The sequence below is a fragment of the Sphingobacterium chungjuense genome, assembly GCF_011316935.1.
Taxonomy (GTDB): Bacteria; Bacteroidota; Bacteroidia; order Sphingobacteriales; family Sphingobacteriaceae; genus Sphingobacterium; species Sphingobacterium chungjuense.
In genome coordinates, this window is sequence record NZ_WLYS01000005.1 from 197,005 (window position 1) to 218,859 (window position 21,855).

A 21,855-nucleotide genomic window follows, 5' to 3' on the forward strand; every position below is an offset into this window, starting at 1 on the left:
TATCGGGATTGAGTTAATAATTCGATGTATTATCAACAATAATAGGAGTACCTATCACCATGTGGTAGGTATTTTAGGTTAATGGGCTTTGCCTATCGGCGAATAGCTATTATTTTTCGGCTAAAAATCCTAATCGTTGAAGCGATTGAATTTTTCAAAATGAATCGGTTTAGATAGTGTCATTTTTACAAATAAGTCGTAATTTAAAGCAGTAATTCGAAAATAGTACTGCGATAAGATGACAGATATGACGCCCAAAGACGATAAATTAGAACAGACAAATGCCAACACAACCTCGGAAGAACTGCAAGATGAGATACATCACGTTAACAATCCGGTATTAGAACTCCCGACTATTGAAAAGAAATACCTCGGTAAAGTCACTGGATTTGTCAAAGACGGCTCGTCTTTTTATTTTACCGACGGCAAAGCCAAAGTCGAAATCAAACTTTTTTCGGATGAAATCATTCGGGTGCGTTTAGCGCCAGAAGGTGTTTTTTTAACCGATTTCTCCTACGCGACGGTGAACGTATCGAACGGCCCTACTTCTTATACGATGGAGGAGCGTGAAGATAGTTATCAAATCACCACGGCTCGGACTTCTTGTATCATACGTAAAGCTGATTTTCATATCTCATTTGCCGATACCGAAGGCAAGGTCGTGAATCAAGATGCGAAAGCCATGCATTGGGAAGAAAATCCAGACTTCGGTGGCTATTATGTTTACTGTACCAAATCTGCTCCTCAGGACGAAGTGTTTTTTGGACTAGGAGATAAAGCTTCCAATCTCAACCTGCGCGGTCACCGTGTCAAGAACTGGAATTCGGACACCTATTCTTACGCATTCAATCAAGATCCACTTTATAAAACCATTCCTTTTTACCTCGGCGTTACCGAAGGTCAATCGTATGGTATTTTCTTCGACAATACCTTTAAGACTTATTTTGATTTTGCTGCAGAACAACCAGACCAAACCAGTTTCTGGTCGGAAGGTGGCGAACTACAATACTATTATATACAAGGACCGCAAATGATTGATGTAGTACGTCGCTATCATCAACTAACTGGTACGCACTATTTGCCGCCGTTATGGGCGATTGGCTATCATCAATGTCGCTGGAGTTATTATCCAGAAAAAATGGTGCGCGATGTCACCACCGAGTTTCGCAAAAGGCAGATTCCTTGTGATGCCATTTATCTGGACATAGATTATATGGATGGTTATCGTTGTTTTACATGGAATGCCAAATATTTTCCTGATCCGCGTAAGATGATAGCCGATTTGGCGGCCGACGGTTTTAAAACGGTGGTCATGATAGACCCCGGTATCAAAGTCGATGAGAATTATTGGGTTTTCCAAGAAGGCCAAGCCAATAACTATTTCTGCCGTCGTGGAGATGATTATTTTATGGAAGGCTTTGTATGGCCAGGCCGTTGTCAGTTTCCAGATTACACCAATCCTAAGGTCCGCGAATGGTGGGGCGGCTTGTACAAAGGTTTAGTGGAAGATGGCGTAGCTGGTTTCTGGAATGATATGAATGAACCCGCTGTATTTGGCCGTGGCACATTTCCAGACGATGTCCGCCATCACTATGATGGCTATCGCGGATCGCACCGCAAAGCACACAATATCTATGGTATGCAAATGGTGCGCGCCACTTACGATGGCTTAAAAAAGCTGTATCGCGACAAAAGGCCATTTACCATCACACGTGCCGCTTATTCTGGCGTTCAGCGATATTCTTCGGTATGGACCGGTGATAATATCGCCACTTGGGAACACTTGCGCATTGGATTACTCCAATTGCAACGACTTTCTGTATCCGGACTTTCGTTTTGTGGTACAGATATCGGCGGATTCACGGGAAATCCAGATGGCGAATTATATACACGTTGGATGCAGTTTGGCGTGTTCTCCCCATTTATGCGCGTACATTCTGCAGGCGATACGCGCGATCGCGAACCATGGAGCTTTGGACCAGAATGGGAAGCTATTTGCAAAAAGTTCATTGAGCTGAGGTATCAACTTTTACCATATATATACACCGCTTTCTGGCAGCAACATAAATATGGTGATCCGATTTTGCGGCCTATCGCCATGTTGGAACAGCACATTCCGCAAAACTTACGACGAGAAGAAGAATTCGCCTTCGGCGATCATATAGTAGTTTCTCCTGTCCTAAATCCGGGTCAGAGCAGCAAAACAGTGTATCTACCAGAAGGTGATTGGTATTATTACTTTGATAATACGGCTTACGCGGGTGGTCAGGAACATCAAGTGGCTACACCGTTAGATGAAATGCCCATCTTTGTGCGCGGAGGAAGCATGATTCCCGAATATCCCATTATGCAATATACTTCAGAGACAAAGATACCCGTGTTGACACTTCGCTTTTTCTTTGCAGAAGGTCGATTCAACTCTTATCTATATGATGACCAAGGAGAAACATTTGGTTATGAGAATAAAGAGTACTCTTGGAAACATTTTATTGTGGAAGCAACATCGGATTCTCTGAAAGTCTCTCAGTTAGCTGAAGGACACTACACCTCGTATCATTCCCAGTACAAGATTTACTTAATTGGTCTTTCTGTGGAAGTGTTGGATATGAAAGTTGACGGTGTGCTGGCGTCCGTGGAGAAAGACGAACGAGGCAGCTATATCGTAGTAGATCCTGCATTTAAGAAAATAGTTTATCAGGCGTAGAACAAACGTTACAATACTATGTTGATTAGCGTAGGAATGTAATACGAAAGGCATCCTAAATCAGTATTTTTAAGCATTAGATAACAACAATCAAAATATGGGAGAGCCTGTGGTGGCATTTACCTTGTTCACCGAATACGACATAATGTTGTTCCGTTCCGGAAAACACTACAAATTATACGAAAAACTAGGTTCACGTACGGTTCAAGTCGATGGAGTGGATGGTGTATATTTTGCGGTGTGGGCCCCCAACGCTAATTATGTATCAGTTATAGGAGATTTTAACGGCTGGAACTCATCATCCCATCCATTAAAGGTACGCTGGGATGAAAGTGGAATTTGGGAAGGTTTTATTCCTGTATTAGAAAATGGCACAACCTACAAATACCACATCGGAACTCCGATTGGTGAGGTGCTAGAAAAATCAGATCCATTTGCCATCCGAACGGAAGTACCGCCGCGCACCGCTTCCATAGTTGATACGACTTGGTATACTTGGGAAGACAAAGATTGGATGGGAAAACGCAAAAGTCGGAACGCCTTAGACAGCCCCATATCGGTTTATGAGATGCACTTAGGATCCTGGATGCGCGATCCCAACGAAGCAGATCGATTTTTAAATTATAGAGAGATAGCAACGAGTTTAGTGCCCTATATTCAGGAAATGGGCTTCACCCACGTCGAATTTATGCCCGTGATGGAGCATCCGTATTATCCGTCTTGGGGCTATCAAATCACCGGTTATTTTGCCTGCACATCTCGCTACGGAAGTCCACAAGACTTTATGCATCTGATCGAAGCATTACACCACGCAGATATTGGTGTAATCTTAGACTGGGTGCCTTCTCATTTTCCGGGTGATGCGCATGGTTTATATAAATTTGATGGTACGCACTTATTTGAGCATGCTGATCCAAAGAAAGGATATCATCCCGATTGGAAATCCTATATCTTCAACTACGGCAGGAATGAAATCAAATCCTTCTTGATCAGCAATGCGTTATTCTGGCTGGATCTTTATCATGTGGATGGTTTGCGCGTAGACGCGGTAGCATCGATGCTATACCTCGATTATTCGCGCAACTATGGTGAATGGGAAACCAATGAATTTGGTGGCAACGAGAATTTAGAAGCCGTTGCATTTCTAAAAGAATTTAATGAAGCGGTATATACCCATTTTCCCGATGTGCAAACCATTGCCGAAGAGTCCACTTCTTGGGCTGGCGTTAGTCGGCCGACTTTCCACGGAGGATTGGGTTTTGGAATGAAATGGATGATGGGCTGGATGCATGATACCTTGAGTTATTTCAAAGAAGATCCCATCAATCGCAAATACGCACACGATCAGATGACTTTTGGCACCGTATACGGTTTTCATGAAAATTTCATGTTACCGTTTTCACATGATGAGGTCGTGTACGGCAAGCAATCGATGTTGTATAAAATGCCGGGTGATGATTGGCAACGCGTGGCCAATCTACGCACGTTGTACTTGTACATGTTCACATTTTTGGGAACAAAACTGCTATTTATGGGTGGAGAATTCGGGCAAACAGCCGAATGGAATGTGGATCAATCCTTGGATTGGCATTTACTAGAGTACGCACCGCACCAAGGCGTCAAAAAGTTAGTTGCATCACTCAATGCACTCTATAAATCGGAACCCGCATTATACGAAAAAGCATTTAGCCCCGAGGGATTTGAATGGGTGGAGATGGGTGACCGCGATCAGGGCGTATTTGTCTATCTCCGCAAAGGACATGATCGCGAGAATGACTTGCTAGTTGTCCTGAACCTGACACCGGTGGTAAGATCACAATTCCGGATAGGCGTCCCTCAAGAAGGTATTTGGCAACCGATATTCAATTCAGACGAAACCGACTATTACGGCAGTGGCATCAGCGCAGCAGAATCAAAATCCGATAAAATTCACTGGATGCACCGCGATCATTCGATCGCGATAGATTTGCCGCCATTGGCTGGTGTGGTATATAAGCAAAAGCAGACGAAAACTAAAAAAGCTAAGCGCATAAACTAAGATGATGAAAGTTATCCATTTGAGTGTAGAATGCTATCCTGTGGCCAAAGTGGGAGGATTAGCGGATGTAGTCGGCGCACTTCCTAAGTACCAACGTACGATGGGCATCGATGCATCGGTTGTCATGCCTTGGTACGACAGACCATTTTTACAAAATCAAGAAACAATCTCTGTTGCTACAGGCACTATTGAGCAAGGTAACGAGCACTTTGATTACGAAATACTTAAAGAGAAAAATGAAAGTTTGGGATTCCCGCTGTATTTCATACGGATACCGGGCAAATTAGATCGTCCAGAGGTATATTGCTACCCCGATGAAGCCGAGCAGTGGATAGCGTTTCAACATGCTTTTTTAGATTTTCTGAATAAGCAAGATGAGCTTCCAGATGTAGTACATTGTCACGATCATCATGTCGGATTGACGCCTTTCTTAATGCAACATGGTTTAGTGTTTCGCGAACGCTTGGCAGAGATTACCACGATATTCACGGTGCACAACGGACAATATCAAGGCTGGATCGATTGGAATAAAAGTCCATTGCTACCAGCGTATGATGATTGGAAATGGGGTTTGCTTGAGTGGGATGAAGTTATTAATCCGATGGCAGCCGCCATTAAATGTTGCTCGGCGTACAACACAGTATCCGAAGGATATTTACAAGAGCTCTTTGACGATGCTAATGGTTTGCAAGACCTATTTAAAATGGAATCCGGCAAAGCCGAAGGTATTGTGAATGGTATTGACGAAACGGTTTGGAATCCAGAAACAGACCCTAGTTTAGATAAAAACTATGGAGTTAGTACGATCCGATCGGGCAAAAATGCGAATAAGAAATGGTTGGGTAAGGCATATGGGGTTGATTTTTCGAAGCCCCTCATCGTCTTTATCGGTCGTTTTGCTTTTGAAAAGGGCGCCGACTTGCTTCCGGCGATCATAGATGAAATATTTGCAAACACCGAAGAGGATTTTGGTGTATTTATATTAGGATCTGGTGATGAGGAGATTAGCGCACAGTTGGAAGCACGGAAATCGCGGTACGAAGGCAGATTAGCTACATTCTTCGGCTATAATGAGGAGTTGTCTCACCGAGTATATGCTGCGGCAGATCTGTTGCTGATGCCATCGCGCGTGGAACCTTGCGGACTAAATCAGCTTTATGCTATGAAATATGGTACGATACCGATTGTACGCAATACAGGTGGTCTTCGCGATACCGTGATGGACGTAGCTGCAGAAGGAGGATACGGATTCGTCTTTGATGAAGCTGAGCCATCCGATGCGGCAAACTGCACCGTTCGAGCGCTTGATATCGTGCAAGACAAGAAAAAGTTAGATCAGATCCGAAAAAAAATCATGAAGTTAGATTACTCTTGGGAGCATTCTGCCTTGAAGTACGAAAAATTATACAACCGTTTTGTTGAAGAGAAGTTATGATACATAAAGTAGTTTCCATTGTGCTAGGTGGCGGTCGCGGTACACGCCTATATCCATTGACAGATCAGCGATCCAAACCCGCAGTTCCTATTGCAGGCAAGTATCGTTTAGTCGATATTCCTATTTCTAACTGCCTGAGCTCGGGTTTCAACAAGATTTTTGTATTGACGCAGTACAACTCGGCCTCGCTCAACAAGCATATCAAGAATACGTTTAACTTCAGCGTATTCAGTACCGGCTTCGTTGATATTCTGGCAGCAGAGCAGACGAATGAAGGTGATCGCTGGTACGAGGGAACTGCAGATGCTGTGCGACGCACGCAAAAAAACTTAATCGGTATCGATTACGATTATATTCTCGTGCTGTCGGGTGATCAACTGTATCAAATGGATTATTCCAAACTGATTGATTTCCACGTCGATTCAGAAGCAGAAATAACATTGGCAACTATTCCAGTTACAGCGAATGATGCCACCGGATTTGGTATCCTGAAAGCCAATGAGAAAAATGAAATTGAATCTTTCATCGAAAAACCATCGACCGATCTGTTGGTCGACTGGGCTTCCGATGTTCCAGAACACCTAGAGAATGAAGGACGTAAGTACCTCGCTTCTATGGGTATATATGTTTTCTCAAAAGGAGTATTGAAACAATTGCTGGAAGAAAATCCAGGGATGGATTTTGGGAAACACATCATTCCAGATGCGATTGGAGTGAATCGTGTCATGAGCTACCAATTCGAAGATTACTGGACGGATATTGGTACGATCAGTTCATTTTTCGAGGCTAACATTGGGCTGACAGATGATATTCCGAAATTCAATTTATTTGATAATCCGGTATTCACACGTGCACGTATGTTGCCGCCTTCTAAATTTGGTGGTACAACTGTAGATAACAGTATCGTAGCCGATGGTTGTATTGTACATGCTGATAAAATTAGCCGATCGGTGATTGGTATTCGCTCTCGCATTGGTATTGGTACGGTAATCCGCACCACGTATATGATGGGAGCAGATTATTATGAAAAGCTAGATGATTTGATTGAGCTTTACCATACGCAAGAACCGCCTCCAATTGGGGTTGGTGAACGCTGTTATATTGAAAATGCGATCTTGGATAAGAATTGTCGCATTGGCAACGATGTCCGCATCAAAGGCGGTGGAAAACTGGAAGACGGTGACTTTGAAAAATATTCCATCGTAGATGGGATCGTCATCATCAAGAAAGGTGTTATTATCGAACATGGTTTTACGATAGGATAGACGATCTAATTTACTCGGCTGCTGGATTAGCATCCGAGTAAATTAGCGTTTATTACTTGATCAAAACTAGATCACTTGATAATGCACCAATGCATTCCAGATCCCATCCTCATCCACATGGTCAGTCACATAATCAGCACTTTCTTTCACGGCAGGATTAGCATTTCCCATAGCAATTCCTACACCAGCATATTTTAGCATCTCCATATCATTACCACCATCACCAAAAGCCATCGTTTCGGAAACATCAAAACCAAAGTGGCGGCAAAAGGCTTCTATACCGACTTTTTTACTTTGTCCGCCCGGATTCACATCTGCAAATGTTTCTATCCAACGGGTAGCGATTGAATTGGGCATAATGTTCGCCATAAATTCGTCTTCCTGATCAGGATGAATGAAGACGTTCACTTGCAAAATGCTGCCCGTATCCAAGGTGTCAAAATTGGTAAGCGGCGGAGTAGGAAGATTCACTGCCTCGTACATCATATCAATTTCCGGTGTAACATGATGAATAGTTACTTCTTGTTCTGACATCAGCGAGAAGCTAAGCGGCGTTTGTTTGCTATGCGCAATCAATCGCTCTACATCGGCTGGATCCATCGTCGCACGATGCAAAATAGTATCATTCTCGGCAACGACACAATAACCACCATTAAAGGTGCTGTAGCCGTCAAATCCCAAATGTTTGATATGATCCAGATTATTAATAGAACGACCCGTAGAAACGATCACCTTGATTCCTTTCTTTTTCAACTCTTTTATAGCATCTAAAGTAGATTGTGGTACAGCATGCGTATTAAAGCTAATTAAAGTACCATCGATATCGAAGAAAACTGCTTTTATAGTAGGTAAGTGCATGTACAAACATATCAATATTTGCGGTCATATCCTATGTGGCAACATAGGAAGAGCCTATAATTAATAGTAACTTTGCAACATATGAAATTCATACAGAAGTCGGACGTATTGGAACTGCTGAAAAAGCATATATCTTCTACAGAATTGGTGAAAGCAACGTTGGGAAGTTATAAGGGAGCAGAGGTGGATTTAAAGAATCTATATCTTAAACCCGTCAGCATAAAAAATAATTACCAAATATCTTTCACGTATCGTTATGCCCGACGCGATATCGTGAAAAACTACGATGTTACGGTAGCTACGGAGATGCTCGAAACGTTCTGTGAGCGCGAGGAATTTCATTCCATTTCTTTATTTCTACAACAAGAAAATATCTTCTTGCATTTCCATCCTAAGAAAGGATGGAGCTACCGCGTAGAAGTAGTGGAAAATTGCTGTGTACCTAATCTGGAACACAACAAACAGAAAGAGCGTAAGATTACAGACACTAAAAGTGCCTACTGGCATGAATTGCGATTGACCGATGCTGATGGGAAAGTGTATAAAAACGCACACGACAAATGGAAGCAAATCAATCACTACATCGAGATATTAAGCACGAGCTTGTCCGAATTACCCGAAAGTGAAACACTACGCATCGTAGATATGGGAGCAGGCAAAGGTTACCTGACCTTTGCGCTACATGATTACCTCACACAGCAAACGAATAAAAAGATTGAAACGGTCGGTGTGGAATTTCGAAAAGATTTGGTCGATCTATGTAATCAGATTGCAGCGAAGTCAGCATTAACCGGTTTACAATTTGTAGAAGGAACTATTGAAGCATACCAACCGGCTGCGTCGATGGATATATTGATTGCCCTACATGCCTGCGATACTGCGACTGACGATGCGATCTATAAAGGAATTCAGCATGAAGCGAATCTTATCGTCGTAGCACCTTGTTGCCACAAGCAGGTACGGAGAGAGTTAGAACGTGTAAAAGCAAAAAACGAGCTTAATTTTATGACACGGCACGGTATCTTTATGGAGCGCCATGCCGAGATGTTGACGGATAGTATTCGTGCCTTATTGTTGGAATACCACGGTTACCAAACCAAGGTGGTCGAATTCATATCCGATGCACATACACCTAAAAATGTGCTGATCGTTGGACTGCGTAAAAAGATTAATCCGGCTAGACAAAACGAGATCCAAGCCAAATTAAAGGATTTAAAATCCTTCTTCGGACTTGAATCTCACTATCTCGAGCATCTACTAAAAGATGCCAATCTGTTGGCGGATTAGAAGCTTGCGCTTAACCCGCCGTAGAAATTTCTGGTAGGCGATGGATTAAAATATCTTCCGCCAAAGGCGTTGATATCGTTACCCAAACTATAGGTTTGATTGAGCAGATTATCTCCGCCCACAAACACTTGTAGTTGCCATTCGCGACCGGTCGGAATCTGCCAATGTGCTTTTGCTTGGAGCAGATTATAGCCATTGGCGAATGCCGTATTTGCGTCGTTTAATGGAATCGATGAAGTATGGTTGTGCATGATGTTGATTCCTGTGCCATATGGGAATTGTAGATTGAGGGAGTTGACAGACATCCACGTCGGGATAGAGGTGACTTTGTTGCCGCTATGATCGACATTTTCTCCACCTTCCAATACAGTATATGTCTGGAATTTATAATCCTGATACGTCAGTGCGGCGGACACGTTCATTGCACGAATAAAGCCTGTCTGGCGTGGCGTGATCAGCTGTCCCATTAATAACAACTCAATACCCCGTTGATTGATATTTCCAGCATTCACGAAGAACTCTGCACCATTTTCGCGAAGTTGGCGTACGATTCCTTCTTTCAGTCGATAGTGATAGGCACTTAGATCTACTAACCAACGTCTATTTTTCGTTTCAGCGCGAACGCCCACTTCGCAATTATATCCACCTTCCGCTTGTAGATCAGCATTGATCTGATTGTCCGAAGAGCGAACTTCGGCGATGGTCGGTGGCGAATATCCTTTAGATACAGAAGCCCGTGCCGCGACTTGTGGTGTCATGAGATAGGAGAGTGCGAATCTAGGCATCCAAGTCGCCCCAAAATTAATATTGCCACGGTTATTGTCTACGGCTGGAAATCGTTGCGTAAAGCGGATATCGTTATAATTCAATCCGATGGAGGCTTCGGCGGTCAATTTTTGCAAAATGGTAGCGGCGGCTCTATAGAAGTAGAAATGCTGACCATTTCGCAAATCATCAAAGCTTTGTGGATCGCCTTTCACGCCAGCGAGATTATCGAAGTTTTCGATTTTATACCAACCGGATTGTGCTTCCATGCCCAGTTGCATCTGCCAACTGATCCATTCTTTCTGTTGTGGTGTGTACGAAAAGTAAGTACGAAAACCGGCATTGCGCTCATCACGATGCTCATAGTTGGTGATAAAAGGATTTTGGAAATCTGTAAAACTACCAAATATAGCCGCGCTGTGCATCCATCGCTCACTGAGCTTATACTCGTGTACAATACCTGAGATCAATGTTTTATTATAAATCGTAGCCTGTTGATCTACCGCCCCAGGCATCGTAGCAGTAGCGGGTCGTGCTTGTCGCGGATTCGCATCAAACTGTGCTTGCGTGAGTCCACCCGGCGTATTATATGAAAGATCAGAATAAATGGCTAATAGCTTCAATTTGGCTTTTGGATGATATTGCCATTGATGTGCAGTTTGCAAATACAATCTTTTCATGCCGGTATGATCGCGATAGCCATCAGATCGCATATACGCTTGATCGAATGAAAATTGATACGTATCGCTCACCTGCTGTCGGTGGCTCAATTGCTGGTTAAACGTACCAAACGATCCACCAGAAAGCAAAACTTGTGTTGCGGGATCGAAATTATCAAATCCGTAAGGTGATATGCGAACCACACCGCCCGAGTTGGGGCCAAAAAGTGAGCCATCTGGTCCTTTGATAATCGTGATTTGTTGTAATCCCACCGGATCCAAACTGTTCAAATAACTATTTCCACCGGCATCCGTTAGTGGAATTTCGTCGATATAAATTTTGGTATTCCGCACGCCAAATGGAGAGCGCAACATACTTCCACGCAATGCCAAACGATAGCTACCTGGTGAACGCTCCTCCATGCGTACACCGGGTGTGGTGTTGATCGCTGGCAAAATAGTGCCCGGCATTTGCGCCGTCAGCATATCGCGCGTTATCACTTTCGCAGACGAGGTATGCTCTAAAAAAGGTTGGCTATTAAAGTAAGAACGGATTTTCACTGGAGCTATTTCATGCCGGGTACTATCTTGTTCCGTTTGTGCAAACAATGGGTTGGCGAGAAAGCATAATAGGGCAGAGCGCCAAAGATGGATTATCGGAGATTGCATAATTAGTTAGTAGTGATCATTAAAATTAAAAGGCTTCATTCAAACCCAGGAAGAACCCACGCTGACCAAATCTCCCCATAGCGTAATCGATACACAGATTGGTACGTGTAGTTTTGTTAAACAACACGCGTAGGCCGGCACCGCCAGCAGGTTGCCAATATCGGAAAAGTTTGGTTCCCATTTGATCGTTTGCCGTTTGTGCGTTAGCAAAAACAACTCCGCTCAAAAACCTATTTTCCAAAATTGGAAAACGGTACTCTAATTCCGAGTAATAAAATGAAAGTCCTTTGAAGTAACCAAAGGTATATCCACGGCCACTTCGTGCGTAAGCATCTTTGCCCGTTCCCGGAAGATCCAAATACGGTAAGTAATCATTGCCCAATTTAAAAGATCCTAAGCTCCAAAAAGCCAGCACATGATTTGATTCATTTTTAGATAGATTCCAATATTTTCTAAAATCGGTGACCAATTGATAGGCGCTATGTTGGCTTCCCATCCAAGTTTGATTGGATCGCAATACCACATCGGCATAAATTCCCTTATAAGCATTGTTGGGATTATCACGCGTCATGTATTGAAAATTCAGCATTAGCCCATTATTGTTATTCTGCGTATCATCAAAGCCATTCCACTCGCTATAAATCCGATTCGGTGATATATCTTCCTCGTTGTTCACAGAAATACCACGTTTTAATTCAAAAAATACCCCAGCACCCACAAACATCCCCGGTAATAATTGCTTATAAAGACGTTCATTAAAATTGTAGACATTATAATTATACGTAAAGCGTTGTCTATCCGGGTTATTTAATATCAATTCGTCTGGCGTAGGATCCGGCAACGGCTGGCCAATGCCTAGACCATAGTCCAAACCTACCATGCGCGCAATATTGATATTCCCTTTCAGGTTCCACTTATTTTCTTTGGTGTAGATATCATGATTTAAGTAACCAACAATGATTCCACGGGTGGTAACAGATAATGCGGTCGCAAAGACAGACATCGTCGTATTTTCACGATCACCAAAAACATGACCGGCAACCATCTTGACGCCGATCTGCGCCCCAATACTAGGATTATAATTGACATTGGGTAAATAAGCCACACCAGATCGTCTCTTTGGTGTATTTGTGGTGTATTTTCGCGGAAAAATACTTCGATACGCATCGACAATATCATAGGCATCTTGATCTCCACGAATAGTGTCTGCTCTGCTGATCGTATGCACGGTGTCTTGCGTGGTACTCAAGCTATCAGCTTGCGCATAGACTTTTGTAGTAACTAATAAAAAGAGAATGAAAGCAAAAAAGCGATTAAGCATGATTTCTTTAAAACGATTTAAAATTTGTCGTACATGCCCAAAAATCCCGTTAGGCCGCCGGTATGAATTATGACTACCTGATCGCCAGGAACAAAGTAATCTTGTTTTACCAGATCAAACAAAGCATAAAAAGCTTTGCCTGTGTAGGTCGGTTCTATCATAATGCCCGTATTTTGCACGAAGTCTGTAACGAAAGCGAGTAGCTCTGCAGTATATTTAGCATATCCTCCAAAGTGATAATTTGTATGGAAAGTAATGTTTTCTGGATTTACACCAAGAGATTGCACATCACTTTTTAAGAAATCGCCACCTTTTAGCACTGGAATACTATGCACCCGTGTTGATAAATTCTGCTCGAATACGCCTGTAGCTAATCCAGCTACCGTAGTTCCAGTACCGCTAGCCACAAAAATATGCTCATATTCCTGAGGTAACTCTTGCACGATCTCTTTACAGCCGAGTGTAGCATCTACGCTAAATCCACCTTCCCCAATATATACAGCATCCTGCACCGAAAAGTTTTGCTCATAAAGCATTTCTTTATCACGGTAGCTAGCTCGGTCTACAAATTGTAACTTCATGCCATATAATCTGCACATCGACAATACCGGATTGCTAACCATTTCACCACGCACAAAACCATGTGTTTTAAATCCAAATTTAGCGCCTGCACAGGCTGTCGCCAAAAGATGATTAGACCACGCACCGCCAAAAGTTACCAAGGTTTTTTTTCGGTCTTCCAGCGCTTGCATAAGAATATATTTGAGTTTGCGCCACTTATTTCCAGAAATAAAAGGATGAATCAGGTCATCGCGCTTCACCGAAACCTGTACTTTGCGTTCGCGAAGAAGAGGTAGGTCGAGTACCTCTACTGGGCTATTGAAATGGAAATCCAACGACATCAACCAAAGGTACTATTTCTTTCTGCATCCTTTATATTTTCAAAAAATAGGTACTTTTGCAGCATGGTTGATCACTTAGAGGAAGAACACGACGAGCAGGAACTTTTTGAGCACATCAGAATTGTCACCGACAAAAAGCAAAGCCCACTGCGGATAGACAAATTTTTGATGAATCGGGTAGAAAACACCTCTCGAAATCGCATACAAAATGCAATCGATGCTGGTTCGGTCCTTGTAAACGATAATTTGGTAAAATCCAATTATAAGGTAAAGCCATTGGATGTTATCTCTGTGGTTTTTCCAGATCCACCGCGAGACACCGAAGTATATCCCGAAAATATTCCTTTGAATATTGTATACGAAGATGATGACGTGCTATTGGTCAATAAAGATCCAGGCATGGTGGTACATCCAGGTTTCAATAATTATACGGGTACGTTAGTCAACGCGCTAACCTATCATTTAAATCAATTACCTACGATGCCTGGCAATACCGGTAGACCGGGTTTGGTGCATCGGATTGACAAAGATACCTCTGGGCTGCTTGTTATTGCTAAAAATGAGTGGGCGATGACCTATTTGGCAAAACAGTTTTACGAACACAGTATTGATCGTAAATATGTCGCGCTCGTATGGGGAGATATTGAAGAAGATGGCACCATCACTGGATATATTGGGCGTGAACTGAAAGATCGCCGCATTATGACAATGTACGATGATCCAGAAAAAGGGAAATGGTCTGTCACGCATTACAAAGTATTGGAACGATTAGGTTATGTTACGTTGATTGAGTGTGTGTTAGAAACAGGACGTACTCATCAGATTCGCACACATTTAAAATCCATCGGTCACCCGCTTTTCAATGATGCGTCTTATGGTGGTGCCAGTATCAGAAAAGGCACTGTATTTGCTAAGTACAGACAATTTGTAGACAACTGCTTTTCGCTTTTGCCAAGACAGGCGCTGCATGCACGAAGTTTAGGATTCGAACATCCAACTTCCAAACAAAAGGTTGCTTTCGAAGTACCATTGCCAGCAGATTTTCAATCGGCATTGGACAAGTGGCGTGCATACGCCACGACAAAAGAAGAGTAACATTCTATTACGTAAAACTTATATGCCCATACACTATATAAATGCTAATGGTAGTCTGGTCGCAGAAAATAGCCCGATACTATCTATAGAAAATCGGGCTTTTCGTTATGGCGACGGTATTTTTGAAACCATGCTTTGGCGAGGTGGCGACATTCGCTTTCTTACACAACATGTAAAGCGATTGCAAGAATCTTTACAGATGCTGCACATCGAAGATCACGTACTGTACGATGCTTATTTTATTCGCACGAAGACGGAAGAATTGATTCGCAAAAACAATTTGATGGGAAAAGATGTCCGCATCCGTCTTATTGTTTATCGTGCTGGCGATGGTTTGTATGCGCCACAAACGAATAAATCAGCATACACCTTACAAGCGGACCTGTTGACGGCGCCGACCAAAGACAAGAAAGTTGGATTAATTGTAGGACTATATGATGAATATAAAAAGGCGTACAGTGAATTGTCTAAATTGAAGTCGATCAATGCGTTAGTGTACGTGACAGCTGGTTTGTATAAAAACAAATTTGGCTATGACGATGTGCTTTTGCTAAATCAGGAAGGATATTTATGCGAATCTTTGACATCCAATATTTTTGTGTATTACGACAAGACATTGTATACACCCGCGATTAGCGAAGGTTGTGTACAGGGTGTAATGCGTCAAGTCGTCATGGACATGGCCAGCGAAGAGGGAATTCCTGTGGTAGAGGCGCAAATAAGTCCAGATATTATGAAAGAAGCCGATGAGATATTTTGTACTAATGCCGTGCAAGGAATACAATGGGTGATGGGGTACAAGCAGAAACGATATTTTAACATGATAGCTCGCGTATTGCAAGATAAACTAAAGTACTTTAGTTACGATACTCAGTCCTAAATCGACCTCGTTAACAAGATGTTATGTGAGTGTTATGGCTTAAGTCAAATCAGCATGTTTTCGAATAGCTTGATCAGAATTTATTAATTTGGCATAAAAAAAATCACTGTATGAAGATACTGTATGCTGTACAAGGGACAGGTAATGGCCACTTGTCCCGCGCCATGGATGTCATACCATGCCTTCAGCAGCATGGCGAAGTAGATGTGTTGATCAGCGGCATCCAAGCCGATCTCACCTTACCATTTGAGGTAAAGTACAAGCTACATGGACTAAGCTTTATCTTTGGCAAGCATGGTGGCGTAGATTTGTGGCGTACTTTTATGAGCTCGACGGTTCGCAAGTTTTCTAAAGAGATCAATAGCCTCCCCGTAGATCAGTACGATTTAGTGATTAATGATTTTGAGCCTATATCTGCTTGGGCATGTCATCTTAAAGATATTCCCTGTATTGGCTTGAGTCATCAAATCGGTGCGCTGGATCCTTTAAGTCCCAAACCTCCCGAATCGGATACCTTGGGCAAATTTATTATGAAGAATTATGCGCCAGCATCTATATCTTACGGGTTTCATTTTAAATCCTATTCCGATCGTATTTATACACCCGTGATCCGCCAATCGGTTCGAGAATTGGATGTCGCAGACCGTGGTCATTACACCGTTTACTTACCTTCTTACGACGACGGACATCTGCTGAAACATTTATCGCGATTTGAAGATGTCAAATGGGAGGTGTTTTCTAAGCACAACAAAAGGCCATTTGCGCTCAAAAATGTAAATATCAACCCTATTAATAGTGATGCTTTTGTAAAGAGCATGGCACAATCTTCAGGTGTGTTATGTGGTGCAGGTTTTGAGACTCCCGCAGAAGCCTTATATTTGGGCAAAAAATTATTAGTTATCCCAATGAAAAACCAATACGAGCAACATTTGAATGCCGCTTCGTTAAAGGAAATGGGAGTACCAGTGATCAAAAGTTTAAAAAGAAAATACGAATACGATATTGAGTCTTGGTTGTACAGTAAATCTCGGGTGGCGGTAGATTATCCTGATAAAACTGCTCAGATCATTGCTCAAATCATCGAAAAACACAAATAATACATGAAAATTATTGCTGGATCAGCCTTTATAGCTTTATTCGCGCTTAACACTTCTGCGCAACAATTACAATCTGGTGCCGATTCATTGTCCTATGCTTTAGGACAAGATATTGCACGTTCTATAAAATCTATCGGTGTGCCCGTCAATGCCAAGATCGTCAGCGAGTCGCTTTCGAAAGCATTAGCTGGCGAAGCCAGTTTATTCGGTGAACAAGAAGTGCAGCAGATTATTCGTCAGCAACTAATGGCCGCTCAAGAAGCTAAGACTGCCATTTTCAAAGAAGAAAGCAACCGTTTTTTTGCGGAAAATCAAAAGAAAGATGGTGTGGTTGCTGATTCTTCCGGAATACAATATATGGTATTGCAGCCAGGCACCGGCGAGCGACCGACTAAGGAAGATGAGGTCACCGTACATTATATCGGTAAGCTTCTCGATGGCACTACTTTCGATAATTCATACGATCGGGGAGAACCTATTACTTTTAACTTAGATGGCGTAATTCCAGGCTGGCAAATCGCATTACCCATGATGCAAAAAGGTTCAAAATATCGTTTCTTTATTCCGTACAATCTAGCGTATGGCGAACGTGGATCTGGCGCCACTATTCCGCCATTTAGCACATTGATTTTTGATATTGAATTGTTAGGTATCACGCCGCAGGAAGGCTAGATATACGCCAAGTTTGGCAAAAAATATGCAACTTTAATGTGGTGTTTTTCGCGAAGACACCACATTTTTTGTATTACCACCTTTTTACTACTTCAAAAACTATTGATAAACATGAGATCACTATCACTTTTTATAGCAATGAGCCTAGATGGCTATATTGCCAAACCTAATGACGACCTCAGCTTTCTCAAAATCGTGGAAAAAGAGGGTGAAGACTATGGTTACGAAGAATTTATATCTGCAATCGATACGTTAATTATCGGACGAAAAACATACGATTACGTTGTTCGGGAAATTGGCAAGTCATATTACGATAATGGAAATCGTGATGTATATGTGATTACAAAAACAGATCGACCTAAAGAAGGTCGGACGACTTTCTATACGGGCAGTCTGACAGAGTTAGTCGATCGTCTGAAAACCGAAAATGGAAAAAATATCTATTGTGATGGCGGTGCCCAAGTAATCAATGAATTACTCAAACACCAGCTGCTAGATGAACTTATTATATCTGTAGTCCCGATTATTCTAGGAGCGGGGACAAGGCTGTTTCAAGACGGTATTCCCGAACAAATTCTCGAATTGAAGGCGACCAAAACTTTCGAAACTGGATTGACGCAAATACATTATAAGGTAAAACAAGAAGTAGAACTGAATGTGATGTAAATCAACAAATCGTTGAATAATACCAATATCTAAGTAATCAGTACCACGATTTATAGTAGTTCTGCCGTAACTTTGAGGTATGAAGAATGACATACCTATTTACAACATTCAAAGTATCGGCGGATTTCAACACGACGATATTTATGTAGGTAGGTTTGGTTCGTATTCGCAGACGCATCAACATCTTCATCATCCACATCGGCACAACTTCTTTCATGTCGTACTATTTACAGCAGGAAGCGGCACCCATTCCATCGATTTCGAACAGTTTGAGGTGCGGCCTTGGCAAATTTATTTTATGATACCTGGCCAAGTCCATAGCTGGAGTTTTGATGAACCTGCTGATGGCTATGTGCTCAACTTCTCTACAAGCTACTTCCAATCATTTTTATTATTATCCGACTACATACAACGTTTCATCTTTTTTCAAGGTATAACCAAGGATTCTGTCATACAAATTCCGTTGGATAATCAGGAGTCAATCAAAACCGGCTTTGAGAAAGTACTTCGAGCAGGAAGTGAGAAAACCATCTTCAGCGAAGATCATATTAGAGTACTTCTCTTGGATATGTTTATGCAAATATCACACATCGGTGTACAAAACTCAGAAAGCTACATTCCAAACTATAACTATCTGTTATTAAAAAACTTTCAAAGATTGATTGAGGTCAATTTCACAACGATACGGCTACCTAAAGATTATGCGCAATTACTATATATCACGCCTAATCATCTCAATGCCTTGTCCAACGATTTGTTAGGTATGTCAGCAGGAGAGGTGATCCGAAAGCGAGTATTATTGGAAGCGAAGCGCCTGTTAGTCAACTTAGATTTAACGATCAGCGAAATTGCATTACAACTCAATTTCAGTGACAATTCCTACTTCACCAAATTTTTCAAAAAATATGAAAAATTAACACCGGACGAGTTTAGAAAAAAGTCTTTTAAAAAAGAGGATTATGGAAAATATAGAAAATAGTACAAGCACTACAAATAAAAGCACAACGCAGACGTTTACAATACCTACAGAATTTAATGCCGCATTACATGCTAAATGTCCTAAATGTAGACGTGGGGATATATTTGCCAATTCGATGTATGGATTTAAGGCACAAAAGATGCATATCTACTGCCCGCACTGCGAGTTTAAGTTCGAAAGAGAGCCTGGATATTTTTATGTTTCTATGTTTGTGAGTTACGCCTTCAACGTAGCGCAAATGATTACCATAGCGGTAGCCACATACATTCTGACAGGAAATCTTGAAAATGTTTGGTTGTATCTTGTGACGATCTTTATTGGTGTGTTTTTATTGGCTCCATTCAATTATCGATATTCTCGAGTCGTCTTATTATACTGGTTGAGCCCAGGGTTGCATTATGATCCAGCGAAGAGCAAAGATGATCCTTATAAATATAGCGAGGGGTAGCATAAAAGACATAAATCAATGATCTTCAAAGATCTACTATTTCACAGGAAATGGCTGAAGTTTTTGACTTCAGCCATTTCCTGTTTTCTACTATATAAAACTGTATTACAACACTTTACTCACCTTAAAGTAATCAAAAAAAGCAGGTTCATCGACGCTTCCAGCATGGATAAGTCCAGGTCGTGCCACGCGGTCCCAACGCGTGAGTGCTGTAGCATCCACCACTTCGTGATTTATTTTTTTCCAATCTTTACCATCTGCGCTGGTGAAGAAATCACAGTGGACGCCATGGTTCACCTCGACTTTCAGATAGGCCGTATTGGCCTCATTTTTATTCGTGGCTAACACCTTTTCTTTCCCATCTTGTACCGATTTTAAAGATACTTCACTGCCTTGTACACTCAGAAATAGAAGATTTTTGTGATCGCCGTAAAGCGTTAATCCTTTGGATGCTGTATTTTGGTTGGTAACCTGAGTTTCAAACGTGTAATGTGAAGCCGTTGGACGAACACACATGACGGTGCCATACTGATTATCGGACGTCGGAATGCCTTTCAATTGCAGTTGCTGATCTTTGAGTTCATACTGATTAATAGCATATGGATAATTCCAAGTCCATTCAGGCTTCAGCTTTTGGCCAGCAAACGAATCTTCAAAATCTTTCGTTTGTTGTTTCTGAGTCGCTTTGCTAATGGTTTGGTTTCTGATGGCTTCTTTTCCAGTTACAAAATATGGCCAGCCATCTACATTGATCTTGATTTGTTGCAGCATCGGCTGTCGACCTTGGTATACATCATCCCCAGCCAGATAACCATGACATAAATAATATAGTTCATCATCTAATCCTCTAACTGCCGTTCCATGTCCCACAGATACATATTCGGTACCACCAACTAAGATTGGATTTCCTTCGTATTTCTCATAAGGACCAACAAAGTTTTTTGCGCGAGCCACTCGCACATCATAATTACTTTTTGGACCACAACAATCCCGCGCAGCATAGATTAAGTAATGATAGTCGCCTTCCTTGTAATGATATTGACCTTCCATACCAATACCTTCATCATCCCGTAACATCGAAAAATGTTCACCTTCCAATCGTAAACCATCAGCGGATAACTTACTTCCTACAATTTCAATATTTCTATCATCTAACCCGTATGCTTTCCAGGTGATATACAATTGTCCATCATCGTCAAACACAAAAGCATCAATCGCTTCCTTTCCGTGTTCGATAATGATGCCGTGATCTACGAACGGACTTTCGGGTGTTTCCGCGACGGCTACACCAATGCAACTGATACCATCGCTCCGTCGACGAGCGGTGTAATAACAATATAACTTTCCATCCAATTCATAAAGCTCCGGTGCCCAAAATGAGGAAATCGTCCATTCGGGCTGAACCTCAAAAATATGTCCGATCTGTTTCCAGTTCACCAAATCATTGGACTTGAAGTATGGATAGAATGGCGCCCATTCGGAGGATGTAGAAGTAGCGTAATACGTATCATTCACGCGAATAACGCTAGGATCGGGTAGGTCACCCGAAATCACTGGATTAGTGAATTTTTGTTGCGCAGAACAAGATAAGACTAAACACAATAACAATAGGGATAAAAAGTACTGATTAATTATATTCATAAGTATGATGCATTTTGCACGATTAAGCAATTGTTTATTGATGCAGGTAAAACTTAGAAAAAGGTCTTACCAATCCAAGTTATTAAGTTACTAATTAGAATCTGTTATCAAAACTGGAAAGCTTTTACCACCATTTGCAACAATACTTAGATAGTCGAAAAAACTCTAGCATCTAAACCTAGAAAATATCACATCTTTTGGCAATTTTGGTGCATGTAAAGGGCAGTTTATTGAAACAAATAAGACAACAAACTTTGCTTATTTTATTGAATTTAGCTCTCTGGAAGATAATATTATAAAATCAATCGTGCTTTTTAATGTCAATCAAGTGTGATTTTAGATGACACTGTAAGTGTCCCAAAAAAACAGACAGCTTAAAACTGAACTACAATGTTTAAATTTAAGTTGAAAATGAAGAAGACACGTTTTACAGAAACCCAGATTGTCCGTGCCCTTAAAGAGGGTGAAGAAGGA

Annotated in this window: 17 protein-coding genes; 12 read left to right on the forward strand and 5 right to left on the reverse strand. The window is 41.7% G+C overall.

All coding sequences use genetic code 11. From position 1 onward, the window contains the following. Positions 1–238 precede the first annotated feature (238 nt). From GKO22_RS13595 to GKO22_RS13610, 4 genes are all read left to right on the forward strand, one after another. Complete coding sequence (locus tag GKO22_RS13595; RefSeq protein WP_394352162.1) at positions 239–2,704, forward strand: glycoside hydrolase family 31 protein; 2,466 nt, start codon at positions 239–241, stop codon at positions 2,702–2,704. Between the two features lie 97 nt (positions 2,705–2,801). Beyond that, on the forward strand, positions 2,802–4,742 hold the full coding sequence (gene glgB, locus GKO22_RS13600) for a 1,4-alpha-glucan branching protein GlgB (RefSeq protein WP_166335918.1): 1,941 nt from the start codon (positions 2,802–2,804) through the stop codon (positions 4,740–4,742). Position 4,743: 1 nt separating this feature from the next. Next, complete coding sequence (locus GKO22_RS13605; protein WP_166335920.1) at positions 4,744–6,177, forward strand: glycogen synthase; 1,434 nt, start codon at positions 4,744–4,746, stop codon at positions 6,175–6,177. Next, positions 6,174–7,442, forward strand: a complete 1,269-nt coding sequence (locus GKO22_RS13610) for a glucose-1-phosphate adenylyltransferase (RefSeq protein ID WP_166335922.1) — start codon at positions 6,174–6,176, stop codon at positions 7,440–7,442. The genes GKO22_RS13605 and GKO22_RS13610 overlap by 4 nt, the downstream gene beginning before the upstream one ends. A 66-nt stretch (positions 7,443–7,508) precedes the next feature. On the opposite strand, the gene GKO22_RS13615 is transcribed toward GKO22_RS13610, so the two are convergent. Next, complete coding sequence (locus GKO22_RS13615; RefSeq protein WP_166335924.1) at positions 7,509–8,300, reverse strand: Cof-type HAD-IIB family hydrolase; 792 nt, start codon at positions 8,298–8,300, stop codon at positions 7,509–7,511. A gap of 81 nt (positions 8,301–8,381) precedes the next feature. Between GKO22_RS13615 and GKO22_RS13620 the strand changes: the two genes are divergently transcribed. Next, positions 8,382–9,587 carry a class I SAM-dependent methyltransferase gene (locus GKO22_RS13620; protein WP_166335926.1) on the forward strand — a complete coding sequence of 402 codons (1,206 nt, stop codon included), beginning with the start codon at positions 8,382–8,384 and terminating at the stop codon, positions 9,585–9,587. Here the strand turns inward: GKO22_RS13620 and GKO22_RS13625 are convergent. From GKO22_RS13625 to GKO22_RS13635, 3 genes are read right to left on the reverse strand one after another with little or no spacing between them, the layout of a single operon-like run. Beyond that, the gene (locus GKO22_RS13625; protein ID WP_166335928.1) at positions 9,584–11,680 is read right to left on the reverse strand and encodes a TonB-dependent receptor domain-containing protein; all 2,097 of its coding nucleotides are present in this window, start codon (positions 11,678–11,680) and stop codon (positions 9,584–9,586) included. The two genes, GKO22_RS13620 and GKO22_RS13625, sit on opposite strands and share 4 nt — an antisense overlap. Before the next feature lie 25 nt (positions 11,681–11,705). Further along, complete coding sequence (locus GKO22_RS13630; RefSeq protein ID WP_166335930.1) at positions 11,706–13,001, reverse strand: BamA/TamA family outer membrane protein; 1,296 nt, start codon at positions 12,999–13,001, stop codon at positions 11,706–11,708. Between the two features lie 17 nt (positions 13,002–13,018). After that, positions 13,019–13,903, reverse strand: a complete 885-nt coding sequence (locus tag GKO22_RS13635; protein ID WP_166335932.1) for a 1-aminocyclopropane-1-carboxylate deaminase/D-cysteine desulfhydrase — start codon at positions 13,901–13,903, stop codon at positions 13,019–13,021. A gap of 63 nt (positions 13,904–13,966) precedes the next feature. On the opposite strand from GKO22_RS13635, the gene GKO22_RS13640 reads away from it, so the two are divergent. The 7 genes from GKO22_RS13640 to GKO22_RS13670 all read left to right on the forward strand — a co-directional run bounded on the left by GKO22_RS13640 (position 13,967) and on the right by GKO22_RS13670 (position 19,740). After that, positions 13,967–14,998 carry an RluA family pseudouridine synthase gene (locus tag GKO22_RS13640; RefSeq protein ID WP_166335934.1) on the forward strand — a complete coding sequence of 344 codons (1,032 nt, stop codon included), beginning with the start codon at positions 13,967–13,969 and terminating at the stop codon, positions 14,996–14,998. Positions 14,999–15,020: 22 nt separating this feature from the next. Then, positions 15,021–15,878, forward strand: coding sequence for an aminotransferase class IV (locus GKO22_RS13645; RefSeq protein ID WP_166335936.1), 858 nt, complete (start codon positions 15,021–15,023; stop codon positions 15,876–15,878). A 110-nt stretch (positions 15,879–15,988) separates the two neighbouring features. Further along, positions 15,989–16,975: a glycosyltransferase family protein gene (locus GKO22_RS13650; protein ID WP_166335938.1), complete on the forward strand. Its 987-nt coding sequence runs from the start codon at positions 15,989–15,991 to the stop codon at positions 16,973–16,975. Between the two features lie 3 nt (positions 16,976–16,978). Then, the gene (locus tag GKO22_RS13655) at positions 16,979–17,647 is read left to right on the forward strand and encodes an FKBP-type peptidyl-prolyl cis-trans isomerase (RefSeq protein WP_166335940.1); all 669 of its coding nucleotides are present in this window, start codon (positions 16,979–16,981) and stop codon (positions 17,645–17,647) included. 111 nt (positions 17,648–17,758) lie between these two features. Further along, positions 17,759–18,313, forward strand: a complete 555-nt coding sequence (locus tag GKO22_RS13660) for a dihydrofolate reductase family protein (protein WP_166335942.1) — start codon at positions 17,759–17,761, stop codon at positions 18,311–18,313. A 79-nt stretch (positions 18,314–18,392) separates the two neighbouring features. Next, the gene (locus GKO22_RS13665; RefSeq protein WP_166335944.1) at positions 18,393–19,292 is read left to right on the forward strand and encodes an AraC family transcriptional regulator; all 900 of its coding nucleotides are present in this window, start codon (positions 18,393–18,395) and stop codon (positions 19,290–19,292) included. 139 nt (positions 19,293–19,431) lie between these two features. Beyond that, on the forward strand, positions 19,432–19,740 hold the full coding sequence (locus tag GKO22_RS13670; protein WP_317165715.1) for a DUF983 domain-containing protein: 309 nt from the start codon (positions 19,432–19,434) through the stop codon (positions 19,738–19,740). A 105-nt stretch (positions 19,741–19,845) separates the two neighbouring features. Here the strand turns inward: GKO22_RS13670 and GKO22_RS13675 are convergent, their stop codons facing one another. After that, positions 19,846–21,381, reverse strand: coding sequence for a family 43 glycosylhydrolase (locus GKO22_RS13675; RefSeq protein ID WP_166335948.1), 1,536 nt, complete (start codon positions 21,379–21,381; stop codon positions 19,846–19,848). Between the last annotated feature and the right edge of the window lie 474 nt (positions 21,382–21,855).

Coding starts and splice junctions, on each gene's coding strand:
- GKO22_RS13595 (WP_394352162.1), top strand. CDS start 239: ATGACAGATATGACGCCCAAAGACGATAAATTAGAACAGACAAATGCC.
- glgB (WP_166335918.1), top strand. CDS start 2,802: ATGGGAGAGCCTGTGGTGGCATTTACCTTGTTCACCGAATACGACATA.
- GKO22_RS13605 (WP_166335920.1), top strand. CDS start 4,744: ATGATGAAAGTTATCCATTTGAGTGTAGAATGCTATCCTGTGGCCAAA.
- GKO22_RS13610 (WP_166335922.1), top strand. CDS start 6,174: ATGATACATAAAGTAGTTTCCATTGTGCTAGGTGGCGGTCGCGGTACA.
- GKO22_RS13615 (WP_166335924.1), bottom strand. CDS start 8,300: ATGCACTTACCTACTATAAAAGCAGTTTTCTTCGATATCGATGGTACT.
- GKO22_RS13620 (WP_166335926.1), top strand. CDS start 8,382: ATGAAATTCATACAGAAGTCGGACGTATTGGAACTGCTGAAAAAGCAT.
- GKO22_RS13625 (WP_166335928.1), bottom strand. CDS start 11,680: ATGCAATCTCCGATAATCCATCTTTGGCGCTCTGCCCTATTATGCTTT.
- GKO22_RS13630 (WP_166335930.1), bottom strand. CDS start 13,001: ATGCTTAATCGCTTTTTTGCTTTCATTCTCTTTTTATTAGTTACTACA.
- GKO22_RS13635 (WP_166335932.1), bottom strand. CDS start 13,903: ATGTCGTTGGATTTCCATTTCAATAGCCCAGTAGAGGTACTCGACCTA.
- GKO22_RS13640 (WP_166335934.1), top strand. CDS start 13,967: ATGGTTGATCACTTAGAGGAAGAACACGACGAGCAGGAACTTTTTGAG.
- GKO22_RS13645 (WP_166335936.1), top strand. CDS start 15,021: ATGCCCATACACTATATAAATGCTAATGGTAGTCTGGTCGCAGAAAAT.
- GKO22_RS13650 (WP_166335938.1), top strand. CDS start 15,989: ATGAAGATACTGTATGCTGTACAAGGGACAGGTAATGGCCACTTGTCC.
- GKO22_RS13655 (WP_166335940.1), top strand. CDS start 16,979: ATGAAAATTATTGCTGGATCAGCCTTTATAGCTTTATTCGCGCTTAAC.
- GKO22_RS13660 (WP_166335942.1), top strand. CDS start 17,759: ATGAGATCACTATCACTTTTTATAGCAATGAGCCTAGATGGCTATATT.
- GKO22_RS13665 (WP_166335944.1), top strand. CDS start 18,393: ATGAAGAATGACATACCTATTTACAACATTCAAAGTATCGGCGGATTT.
- GKO22_RS13670 (WP_317165715.1), top strand. CDS start 19,432: ATGCATATCTACTGCCCGCACTGCGAGTTTAAGTTCGAAAGAGAGCCT.
- GKO22_RS13675 (WP_166335948.1), bottom strand. CDS start 21,381: ATGAATATAATTAATCAGTACTTTTTATCCCTATTGTTATTGTGTTTA.